At 71.5% G+C, this 22,981-nt stretch carries 17 protein-coding genes and 2 tRNA genes; 7 read left to right on the top strand and 12 right to left on the bottom strand.

Annotation, left to right across the window (positions count from 1 at the left end):
• Positions 1-294: 294 nt before the first annotated feature.
• The gene (locus tag QFZ58_RS18725) at positions 295-1,809 is read right to left on the bottom strand and encodes a DHA2 family efflux MFS transporter permease subunit (protein ID WP_307126042.1); all 1,515 of its coding nucleotides are present in this window, start codon (positions 1,807-1,809) and stop codon (positions 295-297) included.
• A 192-nt stretch (positions 1,810-2,001) separates the two neighbouring features.
• Between QFZ58_RS18725 and QFZ58_RS18720 the strand changes: the two genes are divergently transcribed.
• A complete protein-coding gene (locus QFZ58_RS18720; protein WP_307126041.1) occupies positions 2,002-3,006 on the top strand; it encodes a beta-ketoacyl-ACP synthase III in 1,005 nt (334 codons plus the stop codon).
• 74 nt (positions 3,007-3,080) lie between these two features.
• Here QFZ58_RS18720 and QFZ58_RS18715 read toward each other — a convergent pair whose 3' ends face one another.
• From QFZ58_RS18715 to QFZ58_RS18705, 3 genes are all read right to left on the bottom strand, one after another.
• Positions 3,081-6,446, bottom strand: a complete 3,366-nt coding sequence (locus tag QFZ58_RS18715) for a BTAD domain-containing putative transcriptional regulator (protein WP_307126040.1) — start codon at positions 6,444-6,446, stop codon at positions 3,081-3,083.
• A 140-nt stretch (positions 6,447-6,586) separates the two neighbouring features.
• The gene (gene bla / locus QFZ58_RS18710; protein ID WP_307126039.1) at positions 6,587-7,585 is read right to left on the bottom strand and encodes a class A beta-lactamase; all 999 of its coding nucleotides are present in this window, start codon (positions 7,583-7,585) and stop codon (positions 6,587-6,589) included.
• Positions 7,586-7,696: 111 nt separating this feature from the next.
• Positions 7,697-9,352, bottom strand: coding sequence for a penicillin-binding transpeptidase domain-containing protein (locus QFZ58_RS18705; RefSeq protein WP_307126038.1), 1,656 nt, complete (start codon positions 9,350-9,352; stop codon positions 7,697-7,699).
• Positions 9,353-9,541: 189 nt separating this feature from the next.
• Between QFZ58_RS18705 and QFZ58_RS18700 the strand changes: the two genes are divergently transcribed.
• Both QFZ58_RS18700 and QFZ58_RS18695 read left to right on the top strand, forming a co-directional pair.
• Positions 9,542-10,414, top strand: a complete 873-nt coding sequence (locus tag QFZ58_RS18700; protein ID WP_307126037.1) for a LysR family transcriptional regulator — start codon at positions 9,542-9,544, stop codon at positions 10,412-10,414.
• The gene (locus QFZ58_RS18695; protein ID WP_307126036.1) at positions 10,411-11,325 is read left to right on the top strand and encodes a serine hydrolase; all 915 of its coding nucleotides are present in this window, start codon (positions 10,411-10,413) and stop codon (positions 11,323-11,325) included. The genes QFZ58_RS18700 and QFZ58_RS18695 overlap by 4 nt, the downstream gene beginning before the upstream one ends.
• Positions 11,326-11,413: 88 nt before the next feature.
• Here QFZ58_RS18695 and QFZ58_RS18690 read toward each other — a convergent pair whose 3' ends face one another.
• A complete protein-coding gene (locus QFZ58_RS18690; RefSeq protein WP_307126035.1) occupies positions 11,414-12,235 on the bottom strand; it encodes an NAD(P)H-binding protein in 822 nt (273 codons plus the stop codon).
• A gap of 83 nt (positions 12,236-12,318) precedes the next feature.
• On the opposite strand from QFZ58_RS18690, the gene QFZ58_RS18685 reads away from it, so the two are divergent.
• The gene (locus tag QFZ58_RS18685) at positions 12,319-12,939 is read left to right on the top strand and encodes a TetR/AcrR family transcriptional regulator (protein ID WP_307126034.1); all 621 of its coding nucleotides are present in this window, start codon (positions 12,319-12,321) and stop codon (positions 12,937-12,939) included.
• Between the two features lie 161 nt (positions 12,940-13,100).
• On the opposite strand, the gene QFZ58_RS18680 is transcribed toward QFZ58_RS18685, so the two are convergent.
• Positions 13,101-13,173 (bottom strand) — tRNA-Ala (locus tag QFZ58_RS18680).
• A 170-nt stretch (positions 13,174-13,343) separates the two neighbouring features.
• Here QFZ58_RS18680 and QFZ58_RS18675 point away from each other — a divergent pair.
• Positions 13,344-13,892, top strand: a complete 549-nt coding sequence (locus QFZ58_RS18675; RefSeq protein ID WP_307126033.1) for a DNA-binding protein — start codon at positions 13,344-13,346, stop codon at positions 13,890-13,892.
• A 120-nt stretch (positions 13,893-14,012) separates the two neighbouring features.
• The gene (locus QFZ58_RS18670; protein ID WP_307126032.1) at positions 14,013-15,380 is read left to right on the top strand and encodes a serine/threonine-protein kinase; all 1,368 of its coding nucleotides are present in this window, start codon (positions 14,013-14,015) and stop codon (positions 15,378-15,380) included.
• Between the two features lie 26 nt (positions 15,381-15,406).
• Here QFZ58_RS18670 and QFZ58_RS18665 read toward each other — a convergent pair whose 3' ends face one another.
• Positions 15,407-16,729, bottom strand: coding sequence for a hypothetical protein (locus tag QFZ58_RS18665; RefSeq protein WP_307126031.1), 1,323 nt, complete (start codon positions 16,727-16,729; stop codon positions 15,407-15,409).
• A gap of 716 nt (positions 16,730-17,445) precedes the next feature.
• Entirely contained in the window at positions 17,446-17,580 is a 135-nt protein-coding gene (locus QFZ58_RS18660) for a DLW-39 family protein (RefSeq protein ID WP_003958712.1), read from the bottom strand.
• 316 nt (positions 17,581-17,896) lie between these two features.
• On the opposite strand from QFZ58_RS18660, the gene QFZ58_RS18655 reads away from it, so the two are divergent.
• Complete coding sequence (locus tag QFZ58_RS18655) at positions 17,897-18,262, top strand: DUF6344 domain-containing protein (protein WP_307126030.1); 366 nt, start codon at positions 17,897-17,899, stop codon at positions 18,260-18,262.
• A 658-nt stretch (positions 18,263-18,920) separates the two neighbouring features.
• On the opposite strand, the gene QFZ58_RS18650 is transcribed toward QFZ58_RS18655, so the two are convergent.
• The 4 genes from QFZ58_RS18650 to gyrA all read right to left on the bottom strand — a co-directional run bounded on the left by QFZ58_RS18650 (position 18,921) and on the right by gyrA (position 22,976).
• Complete coding sequence (locus QFZ58_RS18650; RefSeq protein WP_307126029.1) at positions 18,921-19,202, bottom strand: WGxxGxxG family protein; 282 nt, start codon at positions 19,200-19,202, stop codon at positions 18,921-18,923.
• Positions 19,203-19,510: 308 nt separating this feature from the next.
• Positions 19,511-19,587: transfer RNA gene (locus QFZ58_RS18645), tRNA-Ile, on the bottom strand.
• Positions 19,588-19,658: 71 nt separating this feature from the next.
• A complete protein-coding gene (locus tag QFZ58_RS18640) occupies positions 19,659-20,255 on the bottom strand; it encodes a DUF3566 domain-containing protein (RefSeq protein WP_307126028.1) in 597 nt (198 codons plus the stop codon).
• 93 nt (positions 20,256-20,348) lie between these two features.
• On the bottom strand, positions 20,349-22,976 hold the full coding sequence (gene gyrA, locus QFZ58_RS18635) for a DNA gyrase subunit A (RefSeq protein ID WP_307126027.1): 2,628 nt from the start codon (positions 22,974-22,976) through the stop codon (positions 20,349-20,351).
• Positions 22,977-22,981: the final 5 nt, after the last annotated feature.

Here is a 22,981-nt window from a genome sequence, read left to right as displayed (position 1 = left end):
CCACCCCCCTCGCGGCGATCGCGGTTTTCTCGCGGCACCCCGGTGTCCCCCGCGGCCGGCACCGCGACCGGCGGTGCCCACCGGAGGGGCCCCGGGTCCGCGGGGGCGCGTTCTACCAGGCCACGGGCAGCTCGGAACGGCTTCGTGGGGCACGGGGCCACCGGGGGCGAGGAGCTCCCGCGGTGGAGAAACGCGAAGCGGGGCCGCGGTTCCAACTGGATCCGCGACCCCGCCGGGGCCGGCCGCGGCCACGGGGGATGAACCGCGGCCGGCGTTCGTGGGTGGTGCGCTGTGTCAGGTGCGGTCCGCGGTGGCGGCGCCCTCCGCGGACGGCGTGCCCGGCTGGGCGGCCGCGGCCTGGGCGGCGGCCTCGGCCTGTGCCCGCATGTAGGCCTGGATCTGCGCCTGTGTCTCGGCGATCTGCGCCATCGACTTCTTGGTGAACATCCAGAACGCCGGGATCGCGGCGGCGGCGATGAAGATACCCGCGAGCAGGAACGCGTTCAGGTACGGCTGCGGCGTGCTCAGGTCGCCCGCGGCGAACACCGCGGCCATCGCGGCGACGCCGACCGAACCGCCGAACTGCCGGGCCGTGGTGGCCATACCGGTGCCGGTGGCGAACTTCAGCGGGTGCACCGAGATCGATGCCGCGGTCGTCACGCTGGTGAGCGCCGCACCGATCACGGCGCCGCCGAGCGCGCCGTACGGCAGCCACAGGGCCAGGAACTCCCGGTCGGAGCCGAGGCCCGTGTACGCCCAGATGCTCAGGGCGAGGAAGGCGATGCCGGCCACGATGACCACCGGACGCTGCTGCGCCGGCTTCAGGCGCCGCCCGATCGTGATGGCCGCGACCGCGGAGAGCACCGCGCCGGGTGTGACGGCGAGGCCGGCCTTGAGCACGGAGTAGTGCCAGATCGTGGTGAGGTACAGCGGCCCGGACAGGAACCAGACGAACAGGCCGGCACCGAGCAGGAACGCGGTGAGGTTGGCCGCCGCGAACATCGGCGTACGCCACAGCCCGGTCTCCACGGCCGGTGCGGGGTGCTTGCCGGAGCGCTGCAGCGAGTAGGCCATGAGGAGAAGGCCGGCGCCGATCCAGATCCACGTGGCGGGTGCGTCCCAGCCCCAGTCGCCGCCCTTGGTGAGACCGATGACGACACCGGCGATACCGAAGGTGACCGTGGCCGTGCCGAGCAGGTCGGGGAGCTGTGCCTTCTCGACCGGACGCTCGGGCAGGCGCAGGGCGCCGAAGATCACGGCCAGGCCGATCGGGACGTTCAGGATGAACACCACGCGCCAGTCGATCTCGCTGACCAGCAGTCCGCCGAGCGCGGGACCGGCGGCGGCGGCCATGGAACCGGCCGCGCCCCAGATACCGATGGCCTCGGCCCGCTTCTCGGCGGGGGTCTCGGAGAGGACGAGTCCGAGAGCCGAGGGGATCATGCCGGCCGCGCCGATGCCCTGGACCGCACGGGCGGCGATGAGCAGCTCCATGTTCGGCGCGAGGGCGCAGGCGAGGGACGCGAGGCTGAACAGCCCGACCGACCACAGGAACAGCTTGCGCCGCCCCAGGATGTCGGCGAAGCGGCCGGCCGGGGTCAGCAGGGCGGCGAAGAGGATGCCGTAACTGGTCACCACCCAGGTCAGGTCGGTGACGGACTCCTCGGGGAAGTCCGCGTGCAGGGCCGGGAAGGCCACATTGACGATCGTCGTGTCGAGGAAGGCCATGAACGTGGCTGCCGACGTGAGCAGCAGTGTCTTCCCCGCACTCGACGGCTCGGCGCGAGACGCAAGCGGTACTGAGGTCACCTGTCGATCCTTCCAACTAACATTCCTTGGGTATGTGAGTACATACCGTCGGTATGTGGTTGTCAAGCGGAAACCCCGCACCGCGTTGCCGTGGTGTCACGCGGGGTGGCGCCTTCCGGTGCGTAAAGGCTTCGAAGGAGTAAGCGAGGGAGCAGGCAAGGACGCAGTTGCGAGCGACGACAGGAGTCCCGTGTGAACACCACGCACGCCGCGCACGTCCCCGGGCCGGACCGCCATCACGCGGTACTGCTCGGTATCGGGGGCTACCGGCCCCGACGGATCGTCACCAACGAGGAGGTCTGCCGCACCCTGGACTCGTCACCCGAGTGGATCCTGCGCCGCAGCGGCATCCGGACCCGCTGCTTCGCCGGTCCCGACGAGACACTGGCGGAGATGGGGGCCACCGCGGCGGGGAAGGCGCTGGCCGACGCCGGCATCACCCCTGACGAGGTCGACCAGGTGCTGGTCGCCACCATGTCGGACGTCGGCGGGGCGGGCACCGGCGCGGCCGCCAACGAGCTCGCCGCGGAGATCGGCCGCCGGCTGGGCGTACCGGGTCCCGCATGGCAGGTCGGCGCCGCCTGTGCCGGATTCACCGTGGGGCTCTCCCTGGCGGCCGCGTCCGTCGCGACCGGTCAGGCCCGCACCTGCCTGGTCATCGGCGTGGAGCGCATGTCGGACATCCTCGACCCCCAGGACCGCTCCACCGCCTTCCTGTTCTCGGACGGGGCGGGCGCGGCCGTGGTGGGGCGCGGCACGGAGCCGGGCATCGGTTCCGTGGTGTGGGGCACGGACCCCGAACTGCGCGAGGCGATCACCGTACGGGAGGAGCCGGAGCACGGGGGGCCCGTCATCCGCATGCAGGGATCATCGGTCTTCCGCTGGGCGGTCACGCAGTTGCCCGCCGTCGTACGGGAGGTGCTGGACCGCTCGGGCCTCGAACCGGGTGACGTCCAGGCGTTCGTCCCGCACCAGGCGAACCTGCGCATCATCGAGGCGGTCGCGGAGAGCGTGGGCTTCCCCTCCGGCGTCGCCGTGGCCCGGGACATCGTGGACCAGGGGAACACCTCCGCGGCGTCCATCCCGCTCGCCCTCGACCGCATGCGCACCTCCGGGGCCCTGCGCAAGGGCGACCTCGCGGTACTGATCGGCTTCGGGGCGGGGCTCACGTACGCAGGGACGGTGGTGCGCCTCTGAACCACCCCGCACCCCCGTAACCGGCTCCACCCCCGCCGGGCGCCCCGACGCCCGGCCACGGGTGCGGGTCCGCCTCACCGGCCTCCCGCGCCCAGCAGGGTCCGCAGGGTGTCCGCCTCCGGGATGGCGAGGGGCCCGGCCAGCCGCAGCGCCCGGTGCCAGGGCCGGTCGGGACGGCCGTGCCCCGGTACGGTGCCGGCGGCGCGGCCCCAGGACATCAGGGCCCGCACCTCGCCGAGGCGGTGGCCCGCCGTCCGGTACAGGGCGGAGGCCCTGCGGTATCCGGCCACGGCGGCCGCACACCGTCCGGACGCCAGAGCGCAGTCCGCCTCCAGGACGAGCATCTGCGCCGTGACCAGGCGCATGTCACATCCCTGGAGCGCCCGCCTGGTACGCCGGCCGGCCGCCAGCGCCTCCTCGTACAGGCCGAGCCGTACGTACGTGGCCGCGCTCTCGGCCTGGGCGCGCACCGCTCCCTGCCGGTAGTTGATCTGGTCCGCGAGCAGCAGCGCCTTGCCGAAGCTGCGCATGGCCACGTCCGTGTGCTCGGCGGCGGCCTCGACGCCGCCCAGCCGGATCAGGCAGTCCGCCTCGATGCGGGGGTCCGACAGGTGCGGGATGGCGACGTGCGCCTCGCGCGCGGCGGCCACCGCGCGGGCGTGCTCCCCCAGGTCGCTGAAGAGCGCCGCCCGGCAGGTCAGCGCGATGGCCACGCCCTCGTGGAAGTCCACGTCGCGGCTCGAGCGGATCGCCAGTTCGCACCAGTGGTCTGCCTCCGGGTACTGCCCCAGCTGTCGGAGAGTCAGCGCCATGTAGGCGGGCAGACGGATCTGCCCGAACCGGGATCCCGCCTGCTCCGCCAGCTCCAGGGATCGGCGGAAGTCGCGCAGGGCGGACACCGGGTCGCCCGTGTCATAGGCGTTGCGGGCCAGCCGGCCCAGGGCGTTGGCCTGTCCCGCCAGGTCGCCGAGGCTCTCGTGGATGCGCAGGGCGGCGCCCAGGTACCGGTTCGCCATCCCGATCGCCCCGACGGACCAGTACGACCGGCCGAGGACGGCCAGGGAGAGCGCCTCCCCCGCCCGCCACGACGCGTCCCGGCTGACGGTGAGCGCCTCACGGGCCAGCCGCCGCTCAGCGGAGTACCTGCCCTTGCGGTAACGCGAGTCCGCGATGTTGAGCAGCATCGCCGTGTTCGCCCGCTGGTTCCCCGCCCTGGCGGCCGCACTTTGCGCCGCCTCCACGGCCGCCGACCAGTCGTCGCCGCCCGGATGCAGCCGGATGAAGCCGAGCATGGCGTCGGCGAGCCGCCAGCTCGCCGGGCCGAGCCCCAGTTCCGAGGCGAGCGTGATGGCCGCGCAGAGGTTGGCCTTCTCCCGGTCCAGCCAGGCCATGCCGACCTCGCCGTCGCCGCCGTCGGGGTGGCCGGGGCCGTGGACATCGTGCGGGGCGCCGGGATCACGGATTCCGTGGGCGTCGTGGTCCACGTCGCCCGGTTCAGTCGGCGGCCCGCCGGCCGGCCGGAGGGAGGTGGCACCCGCGGCCCGGTGCACCCCCGACATCTGGATGCCGTTGGCGCTGCTGGCCCGTTCCACCGACTGCCGGTACCACTCCAGCAGCCGCAGCAGGACGCCCCGGCGCACCTCCCACGAATCCTCTTCGGACGCGCGCCCCACCGCGTACTCCTTGACCATGTCGTGCAGCCGGTACCGGCGCGGGGCGTATTCGGACAGCAGATTGGCTCGCACCAACGCGCCGATGCGCTCCTCCAGCAGGGCGAACGACCCGTCCGCCAGCGCCGCCACCGCGTCCCGCCCGAACTCGGTGCCCGGGACGACTCCCAGCTGTCTGAACAACTGCCGCTGGTCCGCCCGCAGCTTGCCGTACGAGAGGTCCAGCGCCCGGCCCATGGCCCCGCGCGCATCCGCGCTGTCGGCCGTCGGCACCCGTGCGAGCACCTGGCCCAGCGGCTCGTCGGGATGGTTCGCGGCGTAGGCGCCGCTGAGCCGCACCGTCAGCGGCAGCCGTCCGGAGGCCCGTACGATGCCGGCGGCCGCCTCCGGCTCACTCGCCACGCGCGCGCTGCCGACCAGAGAGGCCAGCAGGGCGAGCGCCGACGTGGCGTCCAGGGCGTCCAGCAGCACCTCGCCGGCGAAGTAGGTCGCGGTGAGTCCCGGCATCCGCTCCCGGCTGGTCACCAGGACCGCACTGCCGTCGACGCTCGGCGGCAGCAGGTGGCGCACCTGGCCCGGGCCCGCCGCGTCGTCCAGCACGAGCAGCACCCGGCGGCCGACGAGCAACGTCCGGTAGAGGGCGGCCCGTTCGTCGAGCCCGAACGGGATGTCGGCGGCCGGAAGCCCCAGTGCGAGCAGGACCTGGGCGAGGGTCTCGATCGGTTCGAGGGGTGGCAGATGCGGTTCGTGCCCCCGCAACGCCACGAAGAACTGCCCGTCGGGGAAGGACGAGTGGACCCTCTGTGCCCACTGCAGCGCCAGCGTCGTCTTCCCGGCACCCGCCATACCGCTGATCACGGCGAGGTTGCTGCCCTGCGGCGCGGCGGCCGTCGCGGGCGCCCGCGTAGGCGTCAGCAGGACGTCCAGCTCCAGCAGTTCGCGCTCCCGGCCCGCGAAGTACCCGGTGCCCTGGGGCATGCGCAGCCGGTCACGGGCCCGTGTGGCGACGGAGAGGGCGTTGCCCCCGTCCTCGGAAGGACGTCCCGGGTTCAGCAGCCGCTCGCCGGCCCCGCGCAGCGCCTCGCCTGGGCCCGTCGCCAGTTCTCTCGCCAACCGCTCCCGGACCGTCTCGTAGGTCCGCAGCGCCGCGGCCGGATTCCCGCTGTCCCGGTGGGCCAGGACCAGCCGGAGCGCCAGTTCCTCGTCGTACGGCCGCTCCTCGGTCATTTGCTGGAGCTGGGTGAGGATCTCCTGGGGCCGGCCGAGTCTCAGCTGTGCGTCGAAGTAGTCCAGCAGGGCGGCCTGCCGTTCGCTCTCCAGCATCGTGCGCAGCGATTCGACGCGGGTTCCCATGAGGTCGCCGAGTGCGGCGCCGGACCACTGCGCCAGGGCGGACCGCAGGAGCGCGCAGCGCTCCTCGTCGTCCCGCACAGCGGCAGCCCGGGAGGCGAGGGCGCGGAATCGGTACAGGTCGACGGCCGCCGGGTCGACCCGCAGCACGTACCCGCCGGCCTGGGAGAGCAGGGCCGGTCTTCCTGGTGCGGCGGCCAAGACCTTGCGTAACCGGGTCGCGTACCCGGCGAGCGTGTTGCGCGACTGGCGCGGCGGTCTGTCGTCCCACACGAGTTCGGCGAGCCGGTTGCTGGGCACCACGTTGTTCACGTCCGCCAGCAGCATGGCCAGCAGACTGCGCTGCCGTGCGTGTCCGATGTCGAGGTCACGGTCTCCGGTCAACGCCCGTACCGGTCCAAGCACCCGCAGGTCGATCACAGTGGACTCCACTCAAGAGTTCGACGTTCGCCGGGTGGCCCCATGGCTATTCGCAGTACACAGCCAAGGGTTGTCGAACATGAGTAGGAGAGCAGGCGCTTTGTGTTCTATGTGGCGAACGTAACGCGTTGCCTCTCGTATCAGGGCGAGCTGGGCGCCGCGGCCGGCGGCCCGGCCAGTGCGCCGAAAGCGGCCTCGGCGGCGCGGGCGATGAGGGCGTCGTCGCGTTCGGCGTCCTTGGTGCCGCGGTCGGAGAGGACGGCCAGCGTGATGGGGGCGGCGCCGGGGGGCCAGGCGATGGCGATGTCGTTGCGGGTGCCGTAACCGCCCGTTCCTGTCTTGTCGCCGATCTGCCAGCCGTGGGGGGCTCCGGCGCGAATGGCCGCGTCGCCGGTGGTGTTGCGCTTGAGCCAGTCGGTCAGCACGGCTCGCTTGTCGGTGGCCAGGGCTCCGCCGAGGACGTAGGCGCGCAGGTCGGTGGCGAGGGCGCGGGGCGTGCTGGTGTCCCGGGGGTCGCCCGGCACGGCGTCGCTGAGGGCCACCTCGTACCGGTCGCACCGCGTGACCCGGTCGCCCAGGGAGCGGAGTGCGTCCTGCAGCCCTCCGGGGCCGCCGAGCTCACGGAAGAGGAGATTGGCCGCGGCGTTGTCGCTGTAGCGGACGGCGGCATCGCACAGCTCGCGCAGGGTCAGCCCGGTGGCGACGTGCCGCTCGGTGACCGGCGAGTTGCTGACGAGCTCGTCCCGGCCGTAGCGCACGAGCCGGTCGAGCTGACGGAGGGAGTTCTTGTCCAGCACGGCGCCGGCGAGGAGTGCCTTGCAGGTGGAGGCGTACGCGAAGCGTTCGCCGGACCGGTGGGTGACGGTCCGGCCGCTGCCGGTGTCGAGCGCGTAGACCCCCAGCCGGGCGTCGAACTCCCGCTCCAGTTCGGCGAACGCGCGCTCCGTAGGGGCATCGGCGGAGGCCGACGGAGAGGGGCTGCCGACGGGTGGAGTCGGGCCTGACGCGGCCGGGGGCGACGTGTGCGCGGGCTCGGTGGCCGTGCATCCGGCGAGCGGCAGGGCGGCGAGCCCGGCCAGCACGGCGAGTGCGGTACGACGGGAGGCGGCGGGGATGGCGCCGGGGGTGTGGGTGCGCATGTGCGGGCCTTCTGTTCTGTCGTCTCTGTCTGCCCAGCTTGTACCTGTCTGTCCGGACCGCCCCTGACCGCATGACCGTGTCCGGCCGCTCGCTCGGGTGGGTCCGGCCGCTCAGCCGGCCAGGTTGCGCAGGAACCGGGCGGCGACCGGTCCCGCGTCGGCGCCGCCGGACCCTCCGTCCTCCAGGAGCACGGCCCAGGCGAGGTCCGAGTCGCCCTGGTAGCCGATCATCCAGGCGTGGGTGCGCGGCGGCACCTCGGTACCGAATTCGGCGGTTCCGGTCTTCGCGTGGGGGCTGCCCGGCAGGTCCCGCAGCGCGTGGGCGGAACCGGAGGTCACGGTGGCGCGCATCAGCTCGCGGAGCCGGCCGGTCACCTCGGCGTCCAGCGCCACCGGGGCCTCGTACCTCTTCCTCACCGCGTCCGGCACCAGGACCGGCTGCTCGAACGTGCCGTTCTTGACGGTGGCCGCGACGGACGCCATGACCAGCGGGGATGCCTGGACGCGCGCCTGGCCTATGGTGGCGGCGGCCTTGTCGTTGTCGCTCGTCGTGACGGGCACGCCGCCGTCATAGGTGGTCGTGCCCACGTCCCAGCTCCCGCCGATCCCGAACGCCTCTGCCGTGTCGTGCAGGTCGGAGTCCGAGAGCCGGCCGCGGGCCTCGACGAAGTAGGTGTTGCAGGACTGGGCGAAGACGTCCGCGAAGGTCGAACCGGCCGGGAGAACGAACTGCTTCTGGTTCTCGAACCGTTGCCCGTCGACGGTGGCGAACTTCGGGCACGGCGCCGGGTCTCCGGGGCGTGTGCCGCCCTCCAGGAAGGCCGCCGCGGTGATGACCTTGAAGACGGAACCGGGTGGATAGCGTCCTTCGAGGGCGCGGTTGTAACCGCCGGGACGGTTGGCGGCGGCGAGTATGTGACCGTTGCTGGGGTCGACCGCGACGACGGCCGCGTTGACCTCGACCCCGGCCAGGGCGTCGGCCGCCGCCTCCTGGACGCGAGGGTCGATGGTGGTCCGCACCGGGCGACCCTCGGCCTGGGGGGCCTCGGTGAGGTCCTTGACGGCCCGCCCGCTCTGCCGGTCCGCCACCACCAGCGACTTGCCCGGCTTCCCGCCCCCGGACAGTACGTCGTCGTAGCGGGCCTCCAGACCGGACGTGCCCTTGCCGCTGACGGGGTCGACGGTACCGACGAGACTGTCCGCCCGGAGCGGGTCGCCCTTGGCGTCGAGCACCTTCGCCCTGCCGCCGCCGCTCTTGAGGGCGAGTGTCTGCCCCGGCTCCAGCGCCGGATGGACCGTCGGTGAGCTGAACTCGACCTTCCAGGTCCCCGACATGTCGATGACCTGCGCACGGGAGCGCCAGGTGACGTCGCCCGCACCCGGCACAGCCATCGACACGGTGAAGGGGAACCGCACCGTGCCGTCGTCCTGCTTCTTACCTTCGCCGTCGACGACGGTCGTCCTGGAGGGCTTGAGGTTGGTCAGTACCGAGGTGAGGAGGGAGGCGGCGTCGTCGGGCGTGTCCGTGTAGCTCGCCGCCTTCCGCGCGTCGTGACCGGCCCACGCGGCGAGGAACGCGGCCAGGGGCACGCGGGCGGACTTCACGTCCGCGTCCTCTTCTTCCCGGGCGTCGGCGCCCACGAGGCCGAAGGCGGCATACCCACCTCCCGCCAGCAGGAGCAGGGTCACGGCGATGCCGAGCGGTAACCGCCCGCGCCGTGACCTTCCGTGCGGGGCGGGGCTGTTTCGGCGGTCGGTGCGTGACAAGGTGCTCTCCGTTCCGGGTGGGACCTGTCGGCTCGCCGGAGACGTCCCCCGGCGTCGGCGGGGGCCCGCGCCTGAACCGGCGCGGCCTGCCCCGTCCGGGAGTCAAACCCGCCACCGGAGGGCATGTCGAATACGATCTCGCCATCGGGCCGATTCGCAAGACGTATCGCCGCACGCCAGGAGGTCGGATTGCTGACGGAACGGCATCTGGAAATCTTCGTCGCGCTGGCGGAGGAGGAACACTTCGGAGCCGCGGCGCAGCGGGTGGGCATCACCCAGCCACCGCTGTCCCAGGGCCTGCGCCGGCTGGAAGCCCTGCTCGGTGTCCGCCTGTTCGACCGCGACAGAGGAGTGTCCCTCACGGAGGAGGGGGCCCTGCTGCTCCCGCACGCCCGCCGAGCACTGGCCGCACTCACCGAGCTCCGTGAGACCGGGGCCCGCGAACACGCGGACGGGCGGCGTCTACGGCTCGGGCTGGCTCCCGAGGTTCCGGCTGCGCTCGCGGCCGACGTGGCAGCCGCGCCGGTCCGGGCAGGGGAGCGGACCCGCATCGGCATGGTCACGGCATCGACCGCCACGCTGCTCGGCGACGTCACGGCCGGGCGGCTCGACATCGTCGTGATCCGGCACCCCTCCGTGCTGCACGGTCTCGCCGCAGGCCGCGTGATCCTGCTACCGACCTGGCTCCTCACCCCCTCCGACCGGGAAGGCACCGGTGACGCTCCGGCTTCGCGCCTGCCCGTGGCCGTACGTCCCCGCGCCGAGGCCCCCGCGGCTCACGACCTGTTCATCGACACACTGGCCAGCCGCGGCCGGCGGGTGGAGACCGTCGTGGTCTCCGACGAGCGGGCCGGCCTGGCCCTCGTGGCGGCGGGTCAGGCGGTGCTGGTCACGGCGGACGCGACGCTGACCGCGTCCGGGGTCGAGCGGCGGGCGGCGACGGACCCGCCGCTCCCCCTCCGCCTGCGGGTGGCCTGGGACCCGCGCCGTCCGGGGGCGAAGGACACCGCCGAGACAGCGCATCTGCTGGAGGACGCCCTGACCCGGAAGGTGGCACCGTGAGCGGAACGCGGCGCGGCGGCGGTGTGGAGCGCGCCATCCGCCGCATGTTCGACGACGCGGGCGTACGCGGCTGGCTGCACGTGGCGGATCTGGATCGTCCGTCCGCGCGGGTGACCATCGATCCCGGCGACCGGCTGCCCATGAGCTCGGTCTACAAGGTGCCCCTGATGGTCGCCTTCTGCCGGCTCGCGGACGCCGGACTCATCGACCCGTCACGCAGGTTGACGCTCGAACCCGACGAGCGGGTGCCCGGTCCGACCGGCATCTCCATCCTTCATGACCCCGTCACCCTGTCGCTGCGCGACATGGTCGTCCTGATGATGAGCATCTCGGACAACACCGCGGCCGACGCCGTCCTCCGGACGGTCGGCCCGGACGTGGTGGACGCCATGTGCCGCGACCTTGGCATGCCCGACACCCGTATCCACGGCGGCGTCGTCAGGACGTTCGACCGGCTGGTCGCCGAGACGGGCGCCCGGTCGCTGGACGCGGCGCTGGCCCGCGTTGCGGACAACGACGTCGTCGTGCCCCCGGGCGTCTACGACCCGGCATCCAAGGCGTCCACGACTCCGGCCGACATGGCACGGCTCCTGCGGGCGATCTGGACCGGAGAGGCCGCCTCCGCGGACCGGTGCGCGTTCATGCGCGAGGTCATGCGCCGGCAGCCGTGGACGCACCGGCTCGGATCCGGATTCCCCTACGACGACGTCACCGTCTACGGCAAGACCGGTACCTTCGGCTCGCTGCGTCACGAAGCGGGCGTCGTCGAACTCGCCGACGGCAGCACCTACACCGCCGTCGTCTTCACCCAGGCGGCCCGCTCCGACGCCAAACTGCCGCGCGCCGACGCCGTGATCGGCGCCGCGGCGCGGGCCGCCGTGGAGGAGCTGCGGGGCAGCCAGGGCACCTGACCCCGGCGGGCGGAGAACGGCGCCGCCGCCCGCACCCTCGAAGGCGCAGCGGCCTTCACATGAGGGCCGGTTCCGCGCCCGCGAGCTGTCAGCGGAAGGCGGCGACGTTGCGTCGCGCCCATTGCGCGAACGCGGCGGCGGGACGGCCGAGGAGGTGCGGGACGTCCGGACCGGCGTGCTGCTCCTCGGGGGTGGGGGCGCCGAGGATGGACAGCGTGCCGTCGGCCACGGCCGGCGGCATGAACTGTGACATCTGGGCGTGCGCCTCGTCACGGGTCTGCTCGACGAAGCGGACGTGCTCGCCGAGTGCGTCGGCGATCGCTGCCGCCCGCTGCCGCGGAGTGACGGGCTCGGGACCGGTCAGGACGTACGTCGCGCCCTTGTGACCGTCCGACCGCAGGACGACGGAGGCCACGGCCGCCACGTCGTCGGGGTCCACATAGGGCAGTGCGACATCACCGAAGGGGGCGGCCGCGGTCCGGTGCCGGCGGATCGGCTCGGCCCAGGCCAACGTGTTGGACGCCATCCCGCCCGACCGCAGGATCGTCCACTCCAGTCCGCTGCCGGCGACGGCGGCCTCGAACCCGGCCGGGTGCCGGTAGGCCTGCGGACGCGTCCCCGCGCCCTGGGAGGAGAGGAGGACCACCCTGCGTACGCCGGCCTCACGCGCCGCGGCCAGGACGCCGTCCGGATCCTCACCCGCCACCAGCAGGAACAGTGCGTCCGCGCCGGTCAGGGCGGGGCGCAGACTCTCAGGGACGGCCAGGTCCGCGGGCGTGGCCCGCACTCCGGCCGGGACGTCGGTCCCGGTGATCCGCCGCGCCACCGCCGTCACCGGCTCGCCGGCCTCGGCCAGCAGCCGTACCAGCGTCCGTCCGACGTTACCGGTCGCACCCGTCACAACGATCATGTCCGTCCCCCAGGAGTTAGTTAGCTGTCTGACTTAGATGGACCGTAGCACGGCACCACGGGCCGTTGTCTACACTCAGTCGGGTGACTGACTCAGAGAAACGTCGCGGACGGGGCACCGACAAGCGGCGCCGTCTGACGGCGGCGGCAGCGAAGGTCCTGCACGAACAGGGCGTCGAACGCACGACCCTGGCCGACATCGCGGGCGAGGCCGGGGTACCCGTAGGAAACGTCTACTACTACTTCAAGACCAAGGACGACCTGGTCAAGGCCGCCCTGACCGAACACACCGCTCACCTCGCGGAGCTCACCGGCCGGCTGGACGAACTGGCAGACCCGCGCGACCGCCTGAAGGCCCTGGTCGAGGGCTGGATCGAACAGCGCGAGACCGCCGCCCGCCACGGATGCCCGACCGGCACCCTGGCCGTCGAACTCGACAAGCGGGCCGACGACGTCCTCGACCTGCAAGTCGGCGGCGTGATCCGGAAGTTGCTGGACTGGGCCGAAGGCCAGTTCCGGGAGCTGGGCCTGCCCGACCCCGGGGGCCTGGCCGTCACGCTCGTCGCCGCGTATCAGGGCATGTCACTCCTGACCAACGCCTTGCGAGACCCGGAGATCATGACCCAGCAGGGCGATCGCATCATCCGCTGGCTGGACTCCCTGACCGCCGAGAGCACGCCTGCCCCGGATCGGTCCGCGCCCTGACGACCTGCCCGCACCGGTGACGAGGGGCGTACCGTACGCCCCCGCTTCGCCGCCGCTGTGCCCGCCCAGGGCATGCCGGCCGCAGCCCGGGGGCGGGGGACCGGGACGCGAAAAAAGCCCCCTCCGACCGCGTTTCCGCAGGCCGGAGGGGGCTGACGATGTGGAGCCTAGGAGATTCGAACTCCTGACATCTGCCTTGCAAAGGCAGCGCTCTACCAACTGAGCTAAGGCCCCGATACACGGACATCACCGGCCACATCCGGGTCGCGACGTCCGTCGCAGAACAGAGTACCGGGTCACCCCCTGAATCCTGCAAAAGGATTGGGGCTCCCCGTCCGTAACCGCTCTCCGTAAGATGCACGACGAGGTTCGCAGCAGCGAAGCCGCAGCCAAGGGGAGACGCAATGGACGCAGCGCAGCAAGAGGCAACGGCTAGAGCCCGGGAGCTCCAGCGCAGCTGGTACGGGGAGCCGTTGGGGGCGCTGTTCCGCAGGCTGATCGACGACCTCGGACTGAATCAGGCACGCCTCGCCGCGGTGCTCGGGCTGTCCGCACCCATGTTGTCCCAGCTGATGAGCGGCCAGCGGGCCAAGATCGGCAACCCTGCGGTCGTCCAGCGGGTCCAGGCGCTCCAGGAACTCGCCGGACAAGTGGCGGACGGCAGCATAAGCGCGGGCGAGGCGACCGACCGGATGGAAGAGATCAAGAAGTCGCAGGGCGGTTCCGTTCTGACCGGCACCGGCCAGACCACGAGCACCGGAGGAGCCCCCACCGTGCGGCGCGTCGTCCGGGAGATCCAGTCACTGCTGCGGTCGGTCGCCGCGGCCGGCGACATCATCGATGCGGCGGACTCCCTCGCCCCGGCCCACCCCGAGCTGGCAGAGTTCCTCAGGGTGTACGGAGCGGGACGTACGGCTGACGCGGTCGCGCACTACGAGGGCCACCAGAGCTAGGCATTGTCGTCCGGCTCGGCGGCCACGGGAACCGGTGCGGGGTCCTGTCCGACAGGACCCCGGCAGTCTGCCGGCTCCGGGCCACGAGCCGAAACCGGAACGGGGAGCGGGCGCAGCGCAATGGGTGAGGTTTTCGCCGGTCGGTACGAGCTGATCGATCCGATCGGACGCGGTGGGGTGGGCGCCGTATGGCGCGCCTGGGACCACCGTCGCCGCAGGTACGTGGCCGCCAAGGTCCTGCAGCAGAGCGACGCGCACACGCTGCTGCGCTTCGTCCGTGAGCAGGCGCTGCGGATCGAGCACCCTCACGTCCTGGCTCCCGCCAGCTGGGCGGCGGACGACGACAAGGTCCTGTTCACGATGGACCTGGTCAGTGGTGGTTCGCTGGCTCATGTCATCGGTGACTACGGTCCGCTGCCCCCGCGTTTCGTCTGCCTGCTGCTCGACCAGTTGCTGTCCGGGTTGTCGACGGTGCACGCGGAAGGGGTCGTGCACCGCGACATCAAGCCGGCCAACATCCTGATGGAGGCCACCGGTACGGGCAGGCCGCATCTGCGCCTCTCCGACTTCGGTATCTCGATGCGCAAGGGCGAGCCGCGCCTGACAGAGACCAACTACGTGGTCGGCACGCCTGGTTACTTCGCGCCCGAGCAGATGATGGGAGCGGAGCCCGACTTCCCCGCGGACCTGTTCGCCGTCGGCCTGGTGGCGCTCTACCTGCTGCAGGGACAGAAGCCCGACGCCCAGGCGCTCATCGAGTACTTCGCCACCCACGGCACCCCGGGTGCGCCCCAGGGCGTGCCGGAGCCGCTGTGGCAGGTCGTCGCGGGACTGCTGCAGCCCGACCCGCAGGCCCGCTTCCGTACGGCCACGGGCGCGCGCAAGGCTCTCGCGGCCGCCGTCGAGATGCTGCCGGAGCCCGGCCCGGACGAAGAACCGGTCGAGGTCTTCGACCAGATCGGCCCCCTGCCCCCCGGCTTCGGCCCCGACGGGCCCCTGAAAGCCCCTCAGGCGGCCCCGGGAACCGCTGACGCGGCCTCGGCACCTCGGCCACCGGACCGGCTCGGCAGCGCGGACCAGCACCCGCCCGCACCTCAACCCTCCTCGATGTCGGAGACGGGCAGCTTCCATCTGGCGCCTCCCCCGCAGCAGTCCGTGCCACTCCCCCCGGCCGGGCCGTACGCACCGCCCGCCCCGCCGCGGCAACCGGCCTCACCGTTGCACGCCGACGCCTCGGCCCTCGCCCAGGCGCCCACGGCAGCCGTGCCGTACGGGGCTGCGCCCACCCGCGCCTACACCGCCCAGAGCCCACAGCACCCACAGCACTCACAGGCGCACCACCCGGGGGCAACCGTCACACCGCCCGTGCCCGCGCCCCGCACATCCTCCGCGGCGCGTCCGGGACCGCCCCCGAAGGTGGCGATCCCGGTGCTGTTCGTGGCTCTGGTCTGCTTCGCCGTGGGCATCTGGGCACTCACCCAGACCTGACCCGCCCGCGGCAACGCGTCCGGACGCTACCAGGACCGGGGCGGCCCGCCGAGCGGCGGCGGGCCGCCCGCGGCGGGGACTGCACGCCGCCTGGCCACCAGCGTCCATACGCCGAGACCGAGCACCAGCACGGCGCCCGCCCCGATGCCGGCGACGGCCACCATCTCCATCGTGTCGCCGTTCCCGGCCTGGGGAGCGCTCAGCCCGTTCCTGGCCATGTCACGGTCGTCGTCGCTGACTCCGAAGATGCCGGCGGCCCCCTGGTAGGGCGCCGGGCCGGCGTCGTTGCGGACACTGACCTTGAGGGTCAGCCCGATGGGCGTGTCCCCGTAGTGCTCGGCGACCTCCGGGCCGAGCGAGACCGACAGGTAGTACCAGCCCGCGAAGCGCATGGCGCTGACGTCCGAGGCCGAGGCGTAACGGTTCTCGTACGCCACCGGGGGCAGCGGATCCAGGGCCACCGAGGTGGGTGTCCCGGAGTAGGACAGCGTCGCGTCGTCGACATGGCCGCGCACCGGGTTGTCCAGCGACACGGCGAGGGCGTTGCCGAGGTACTCGGTCGACCTGTTGCTGTTGCTCAGCGCGGCCGTCGCGAAGATCTGCTGGCCCCAGTCCACGGGCACGCGGTAGAAGCGCGTCTGTCCGGGAGCGATCGTGTCCACCCACTCACCGGTATCCAGACCGGTGGCGTCGTAGTAGCCGCTGCCTCCGGACCGCTTCTGCTTCCCGGAGGGTGGGTTCGGCGAGGCTGAGGGCCAGTTCTCCGGGGCCTCGGTCGGGGGCGCCTCGTCCTTCTTGAGCGCCGGCTCGGACTCGTAGCGCAGTTCGAGGTCCCATGCGTCCTGGGCCGAGGTCGCCTTGCTCTCCCGCTCGATCAGCACGTTGTACGTGCCGGCCGCCGCACACGTGGTGCTGTCCTTCTCCACGGTCCGGTGCGCGTACGCGGCGATCGGGCGCGGGAACTCCGCCGACTCGAAGCGCGCGTCCTCGGAGCTGCACCGGGTGTCGTCGAGGTCCCTGATGCTGACCGTGATGCCGTCGCCGTAGGCGACCTTCCCGGCCTTCCTGGGCACCACCACGGCCGAGACGTAGGCGTTGGTCGTGTCGTCGAGTTCGATGCGGTAATAGAGCTTCTGCCCCTGCCCGATGGAACTCCTGTAGACCGAACCGGGCTTCAGTTCCTCCGCGTCGGCGTTCGTCTCCGCGCCGCGGACCGCCGTCGCGGCAGGGTCGAAGGTGTACGCCCCGGGGCCGCCGGCCGCGCGCGCCTGCCCCGGCAACGCCGCCACCGCGCACATCGCCGCGATCGACGCCAGCGTCACCCGGCCCGTGTTGCGCTGCCTGTTCACGCGCTTCCCCTCGTCGTCCGCGTTCCCGCTTCCGCGTTCCCGCCGCCTGCGTTCCGTCTGCTCACCCGTCCTGCGACGGCCCCGTAGAAGACGAACCCGGCGTTCAGGACGACCGCGGCGTCTGCTCCGGCAGCAACCACGATGCCGGTCCATCCTGCCCCTCCCGTACCACCGCTGTCTGCGACCATCACCGAATCGCCGCCTTTGCCCGCCCTCGGGCCCGCCCATCTCCGGCCCGCCCATCTCCGGCCTGCTCAGCTCCGGCCCGCACATCTCCGGCCCGCTCAGCTCGGGCCTGCTCGGCACCGGCCAACGCGGCTCCGGTCCGTCCGGCTTCTCGGCCGGTACGGGAACGCCGCGCTCGGGACAGGTCGGCTCGTCCCCGAGGGCGGCGACCCGCGACCCGCGCCGTTCCGGGTGCTCCCGGCCGCCCCTGGCCCCGAGGGCCAGCCCCGAGGGGCGTCGTGAAGCCGTGGCCACGCGCGTGACGGCGTCTCCCCGCCGTCCGCGCCTTCGTCCGCGCCTTCGTCCGCGTCTTCGCCGACAGCCCACTCGGCCGACCGATCCCGGCTGTTTCGCTCAAGCAACCAAATGATTCGCGTCGGCGAACTCGCGAGCACAGCTGTCCCCGTCCCGCAACAGGAGGTGGTCCGGGGCCCGGACAGCACGAAGCCCCGGCCGCTCAGCGACCGGGGCCCGCATCAGACTGTTCCGTCTCACACACCCGAACCTGCGGGCACGGAGTCGGTCGCCTCCGTCCACAGATCCTGCTCGGCGCGATCCGCCTGGATCTGGCGGTACACGAGGAGCCCGCCGATGGCAGCCAGTGCGACCAGGAGAAGCTTCTTCACCGCGCGACCTCGTCTTTCCTTGACGTAAGGGACTTCTGCGGCCCGACTATACACACCGACCGATACCGATCGGTGACCTCCCCGGGGCCCGGCCACCGCCCTGTTGCGGCACCTCCTGCACACCTCGTCAGCTCCTCGTCCGGACCCCCGTGAGGGCGCCCGGCAGCTCCGGAAGGAGCTTCTCCGAGCCGGTTGCACCATACGAGTGGTGTTCATCCGAAGATCGGCGCACGAGGGGCGTCGGTCCCGAAATCCGCAGGCCACATCCACATCATCGGAAAGGTAAGCAAACCGGACCACCTGAAAGCGAGGGGCCATGAGCGCCTTCAAGGTCAAGAGCATCTGGACCGCCTTCATCACCGCATTCTTCGCGATTCTCGCGTCGCTGGGCCTCGCCACCGCCCAGGCCCAGGCCACGACCGCGGAGCCGGCGGCCACGACCCACGAACACACGGGTGCGGGCGCCGCAACCGCGACGACACCGTCGGTGCGCTGGACCCTTCCGCGTGACCGGGCGCTGCCGCCCACGATGAAGCAGCGGATCCGGGCCGAGGCCCACGGTTCCTCGCCGGCCACCCGCCAGCTGTCCGTGGACGCCACGGACACGGCACACATGACGAACGCCACCCGGTCCACGCACGGCGGCACCCCCGCCGGGGACTCCTCCCCGCTCCCGCCGTGAGTGAGCCGCGAACGACCCCCAGGGCCCCTGACCCGGTTTCACGCCGGCGGGGGCCTTTTCCGTGCGCGCACACGGCCCGCACCTGGCTTCTCGTGCCCCCTCCCCGCAGATCCCCGCTCCATGGGCGTGGAGGGGGAATGCGGACGGGTCGGTCTCCGCTGCGGGCTCGATCCTGATGGTGTCCGCAGATGCGAGGGCGATGGTGTCGCCTTCCTGTCGCCTTGCTCCTCCGCGGTGGACCGCGTGGTGATCGACCGGCAACACGATCAGCATGGCGTGGAGGCCTGGGCAGCCACCGCACGTAGGCCGGCGGGTCGTAGTGACCGATGGGCGTCCACACCCACGAAGTGGCCGGCAGTGATCCGGAAGCCGTGACGATGCCCGCGGAGCGCCTCGGAGACCGTGCCCGGCTGAGGACAGCCGGAGACGCCGAAGGCCCCCACCGCTTCCGGTGGGGGCCTTCGTACTGGTAGGGCCGACAGGATGTGAACCTGTGGCCTCGCCCTCAGGTCGAGCACGGGCGCACGTCTACGCCGCTCGGGCCGAGCCACGCCGGTACGGGTCGTTCGTGGAGAGACGACGCCAACCGGTTCCGTTCGCCCGCGTTGGTGCCGGACGGCGATGTCAGCCAGGAAGCTGGACTGACGGAGCCTCTGACTCAGGGACGATCAGTGGGGCGCGAGCCGGCTCCTCCGCCGCGGTGGGTCCCCGTGTCGGGTGTCTTCCGCCGACGGGGAACGAGACCGAGCAGACCCAGAAGGCCGGCGAGGCCCCAGATCCCCCATCCCCCGTTGTCATCGTCCTTCTTGTCGTCATCTTGCGCTTGGCTCTGGGAGGTCTGCACGGTAGCTGCTTGAGCCACTCCCGGCGGCTGCGCTTCTGCGGTGACGGCAGCGGGCCCCGCAAGAAGAGCCGCGGTCAGGACGGCACCGACAGTCATGCGACGCATTGGTCCTCCTTCTGTGACCCGTCGACGGGGTCTTGCTACCCATGTCGCGTGACGTCGGAGCGCCGCGCAACTCCGCCGGGCATGAAGGCCTGCCCGGAATCGCGGTTCAGCCCATGCCGCAGACCCCGCAGCCCTGAGGGGCATTAGGCCGAATGAGTACTTGGTCTACCGACCCGTATGTCGGAAGCGGCGCCCGGAGTGGAGCCGGGAAGCGCGCCCCGCGGAGGGGAGCGCAGCCGGGGCTGAGGACAGCCGGAGACGCCGAAGGCCCCCACCGCTTCCGGTGGGGGCCTTCGTACTGGTGGGGCTAACAGGATTTGAACCTGTGGCCTCATCCTTATCAGGGATGCGCTCTAACCAACTGAGCTATAGCCCCGCCGCGCTGCTGCGCTGACTTCTGAAGATTAGCGCACGTCGGGGCCAGTCCCAAAATCGATACCCGGTGCCCTACTCGTCCTCGGCCAGCGTGAGCTCGACGCCGCCCACGAAGCCCGCCGACAGGTTGTAGATGAAGGCGCCCAGAGTCGCCAGCGCGGTGGCCAGCACCACGTCGATCACCGCGATGACCGACGTGAAGATCAGCACCCGCGGCAGCGACAGGAACGACTGCAGATCGAAGCCGTTGCTCTCGTTCGAGCCGGTGGCCTCGCTGATCGTGCCGCCCACGGTGGAGAAGACGCCCATCGCGTCCATCACCATCCACAGGACGGCGGCCGCGACCACCGTGCAGATGCCGAGCGCGATGGACAGCAGGAAGCTGACCTTCATCACCGACCACGGGTCGGCCTTCGCCACCCGCAGACGCGCCTTGCGCGTACGCGGAGTGGTCCGCGCCCCTGTCCGGGGCAACCGGGTCGCCTGTACGCCGCCCACGCCCTGTGCTCCGCCCTGTGTGCCGCCACCCTGCGTACCGCCCGCGGGGGACGGATACGCCTGCGGCGGGTGGTAGGGCCCCGCCTGGCCCGCTGCGGGCTCCCGCTCGCCGGGCAACGGCCCGGTCGCGTAGCCCTCGTACTGGGGCTGAGGTCCCCGAGTGTCCGTCACAGTGCCCCCTTGGGAGTCCGTGGCAGAGCCACGGGCGCCGTTCGTACCTGCTCCGGAAGCGGCCGAACCGGCGCCCGTGGCTCCACTCACGCTCTACTCCTCGTGCTCCCCGGCCGAAGGCTCCGTGCCCTCGACTGTGCCCTCGACCACGTTCTCGGCATGGGCCTCGACCGTGGCGCCTTCGGCTTCATCGGTCCCGTCGACCTCTTCGGCCTCGCGACCGGCCTCGGCGTTGCGCGCGATACCGACGACGGCATCGCGCTTGCCCAGATTGATCAGTTGGACGCCCATGGTGTCACGGCCCGTCTCCCTGACTTCATTGACTCGCGTGCGAATCACACCACCGCCGAGCGTGATGGCGAGGATCTCGTCCGTTTCCTCCACCACCAGCGCACCGACGAGTGATCCCCGGTCCTCCACGATCTTCGCGGCCTTGATACCCAGACCGCCACGACCCTGGACGCGGTACTCGTCGACGGCGGTGCGCTTCGCGTATCCGCCGTCGGTGGCAGTGAACACGAACGTACCGGGCCGTACAACATTCATCGAGAGCAGTTCGTCTCCCTCGCGGAAGCTCATGCCCTTCACACCCGAGGTGGCGCGTCCCATCGGACGCAGCGAGTCGTCCGTCGCGGTGAACCTGATCGACTGCGCCTTCCTGCTGATGAGCAGCAGGTCGTCGTCGGCCGACACCAGTTCGGCACCGATCAGCTCGTCGTCGCTGCCGTCCTGCGTCTCCCGCAGGTTGATCGCGATGACACCGCCCGAGCGCGGGGAGTCGTAGTCCTTCAGCGCGGTCTTCTTCACCAGACCGCCCTTCGTGGCCAGGATCAGATAGGGCGCGGCCTCGTAGTCGCGGATCGCCAGGATCTGCGCGATCTGCTCGTCCGGCTGGAAGGCCAGCAGGTTCGCCACGTGCTGGCCACGCGCGTCACGGCCGGCGTCCGGCAGTTCGTACGCCTTGGCCCGGTAGACCCGGCCCTTGTTCGTGAAGAACAGCAGCCAGTGGTGGGTCGTGGACACGAAGAAGTGGTCGACGATGTCGTCTTCCCGCAGCTTCGTACCGCGCACGCCCTTGCCGCCGCGCTTCTGCGAGCGGTAGTCGTCCGTCTTCGTGCGCTTCACATAGCCGCCGCGGGAGATCGTGACGACGATGTCCTCCTCGGCGATCAGGTCCTCGATGGACATGTCGCCGTCGAACGGCACCAGCTTGGAACGCCGGTCGTCGCCGAACTTGTCGACGATCGCCGCGAGTTCCTCGCTCACGATCGTCCGCTGCCGCTCCGGCGAGGCCAGGATCGCGTTGTACTCGTTGATCTTCGCCTGGAGTTCGTCGTGCTCCGCGGTGATCTTCTGGTGCTCCAGCGCGGCCAGCCGGCGCAGCTGCATCTCCAGGATGGCATTGGCCTGGATCTCGTCGATCTCCAGGAGGCCCATCAGGCCCTCACGCGCGATCTCCACCGTGTTGCTGCGACGGATGAGGGCGATGACCTCGTCGATCGCGTCCAGCGCCTTGAGCAGGCCGCGCAGGATGTGCGCCCGCTCCTCGGCCTTGCGCAGCCGGAACCGCGTACGCCGGACGATGACCTCGATCTGGTGCGTCACCCAGTGCCGGATGAAGGCGTCGATCGACAGCGTGCGCGGCACCCCGTCGACCAGTGCCAGCATGTTCGCGCCGAAGTTCGTCTGCAGGTCGGTGTGCTTGTAGAGGTTGTTCAGCACGACCTTGGCGACGGCGTCGCGCTTCAGCACGACGACCAGACGCTGACCGGTGCGCGAGGACGTCTCGTCCCGCACGTCCGCGATCCCGCCGATCTTGCCGTCCTTCACCAGGTCGGCGATCTTCTGCGCGAGGTTGTCGGGGTTGGTCTGGTAGGGAAGCTCCGTGACCACCAGGCACTGCCGGCCCTGGATCTCCTCGACCGCCACGACCGCGCGCATCGTGATCGAGCCACGGCCCGTGCGGTACGCCTCCTCGATGCCCTTGCGGCCCACGACGAGTGCGCCCGTCGGGAAGTCCGGGCCCTTGATCCGCTCGAGCAGTGCGTCCAGAAGCTCCTCGTGCGAGGCCTCCGGGTGCTCGAGGTACCACTGCGCACCGGCGGCGACCTCGCGCAGGTTGTGCGGCGGGATGTTGGTGGCCATACCGACCGCGATGCCCGCAGACCCGTTGATCAGCAGGTTCGGGAAGCGCGCCGGGAGAACCACCGGCTCCTGGTTGCGGCCGTCGTAGTTGTCCTTGAAATCGACGGTCTCCTCGTCGATGTCCCGGACCATCTCCATGGACAGCGGCATCATCTTGCACTCGGTGTACCGCATCGCCGCGGCCGGGTCATTGCCCGGAGAACCGAAGTTGCCGTTGGAGTCCACCAGCGGCATGCGCATCGACCAGTGCTGCGCGAGGCGCACGAGCGCGTCGTAGATCGAGGAGTCGCCGTGCGGGTGGTACGTGCCCATCACGTCACCGACGACGCGGGCGCACTTGTAGAAGCCCTTTTCGGGCCGGTAGCCGCCGTCGTACATCGCGTACAGCACCCGGCGGTGGACGGGCTTCAGACCGTCCCGCACGTCGGGCAGCGCGCGCGAGACGATGACGGACATCGCGTAGTCGAGGTAGGAGCGCTGCATCTCCGTCTCGAGCCCCACGGGCTCCACGCGCATGCCCACGCCCGGGACGGGGGGCTCCTCTTCGGGCATCACAGGGGTGTTCTCGTCGGCCATTTCTG

It is taken from the genome of Streptomyces sp. B1I3, from assembly GCF_030816615.1.
In the GTDB taxonomy this organism is placed as follows: domain Bacteria; phylum Actinomycetota; class Actinomycetes; order Streptomycetales; family Streptomycetaceae; genus Streptomyces.
Note: the sequence above shows the minus strand (reverse complement) of the source record. Positions and strands in the feature narration are given on the sequence as shown.

Excerpts from the sequence above, each read along its gene's own strand:
- bla (WP_307126039.1), bottom strand. The coding sequence starts at position 7,585 with ATGCGCACCCACACCCCCGGCGCCATCCCCGCCGCCTCCCGTCGTACC.
- QFZ58_RS18690 (WP_307126035.1), bottom strand. The coding sequence starts at position 12,235 with ATGATCGTTGTGACGGGTGCGACCGGTAACGTCGGACGGACGCTGGTA.
- QFZ58_RS18675 (WP_307126033.1), top strand. The coding sequence starts at position 13,344 with ATGGACGCAGCGCAGCAAGAGGCAACGGCTAGAGCCCGGGAGCTCCAG.
- QFZ58_RS18670 (WP_307126032.1), top strand. The coding sequence starts at position 14,013 with ATGGGTGAGGTTTTCGCCGGTCGGTACGAGCTGATCGATCCGATCGGA.
- QFZ58_RS18655 (WP_307126030.1), top strand. The coding sequence starts at position 17,897 with ATGAGCGCCTTCAAGGTCAAGAGCATCTGGACCGCCTTCATCACCGCA.
- QFZ58_RS18650 (WP_307126029.1), bottom strand. The coding sequence starts at position 19,202 with ATGACTGTCGGTGCCGTCCTGACCGCGGCTCTTCTTGCGGGGCCCGCT.
- gyrA (WP_307126027.1), bottom strand. The coding sequence starts at position 22,976 with ATGGCCGACGAGAACACCCCTGTGATGCCCGAAGAGGAGCCCCCCGTC.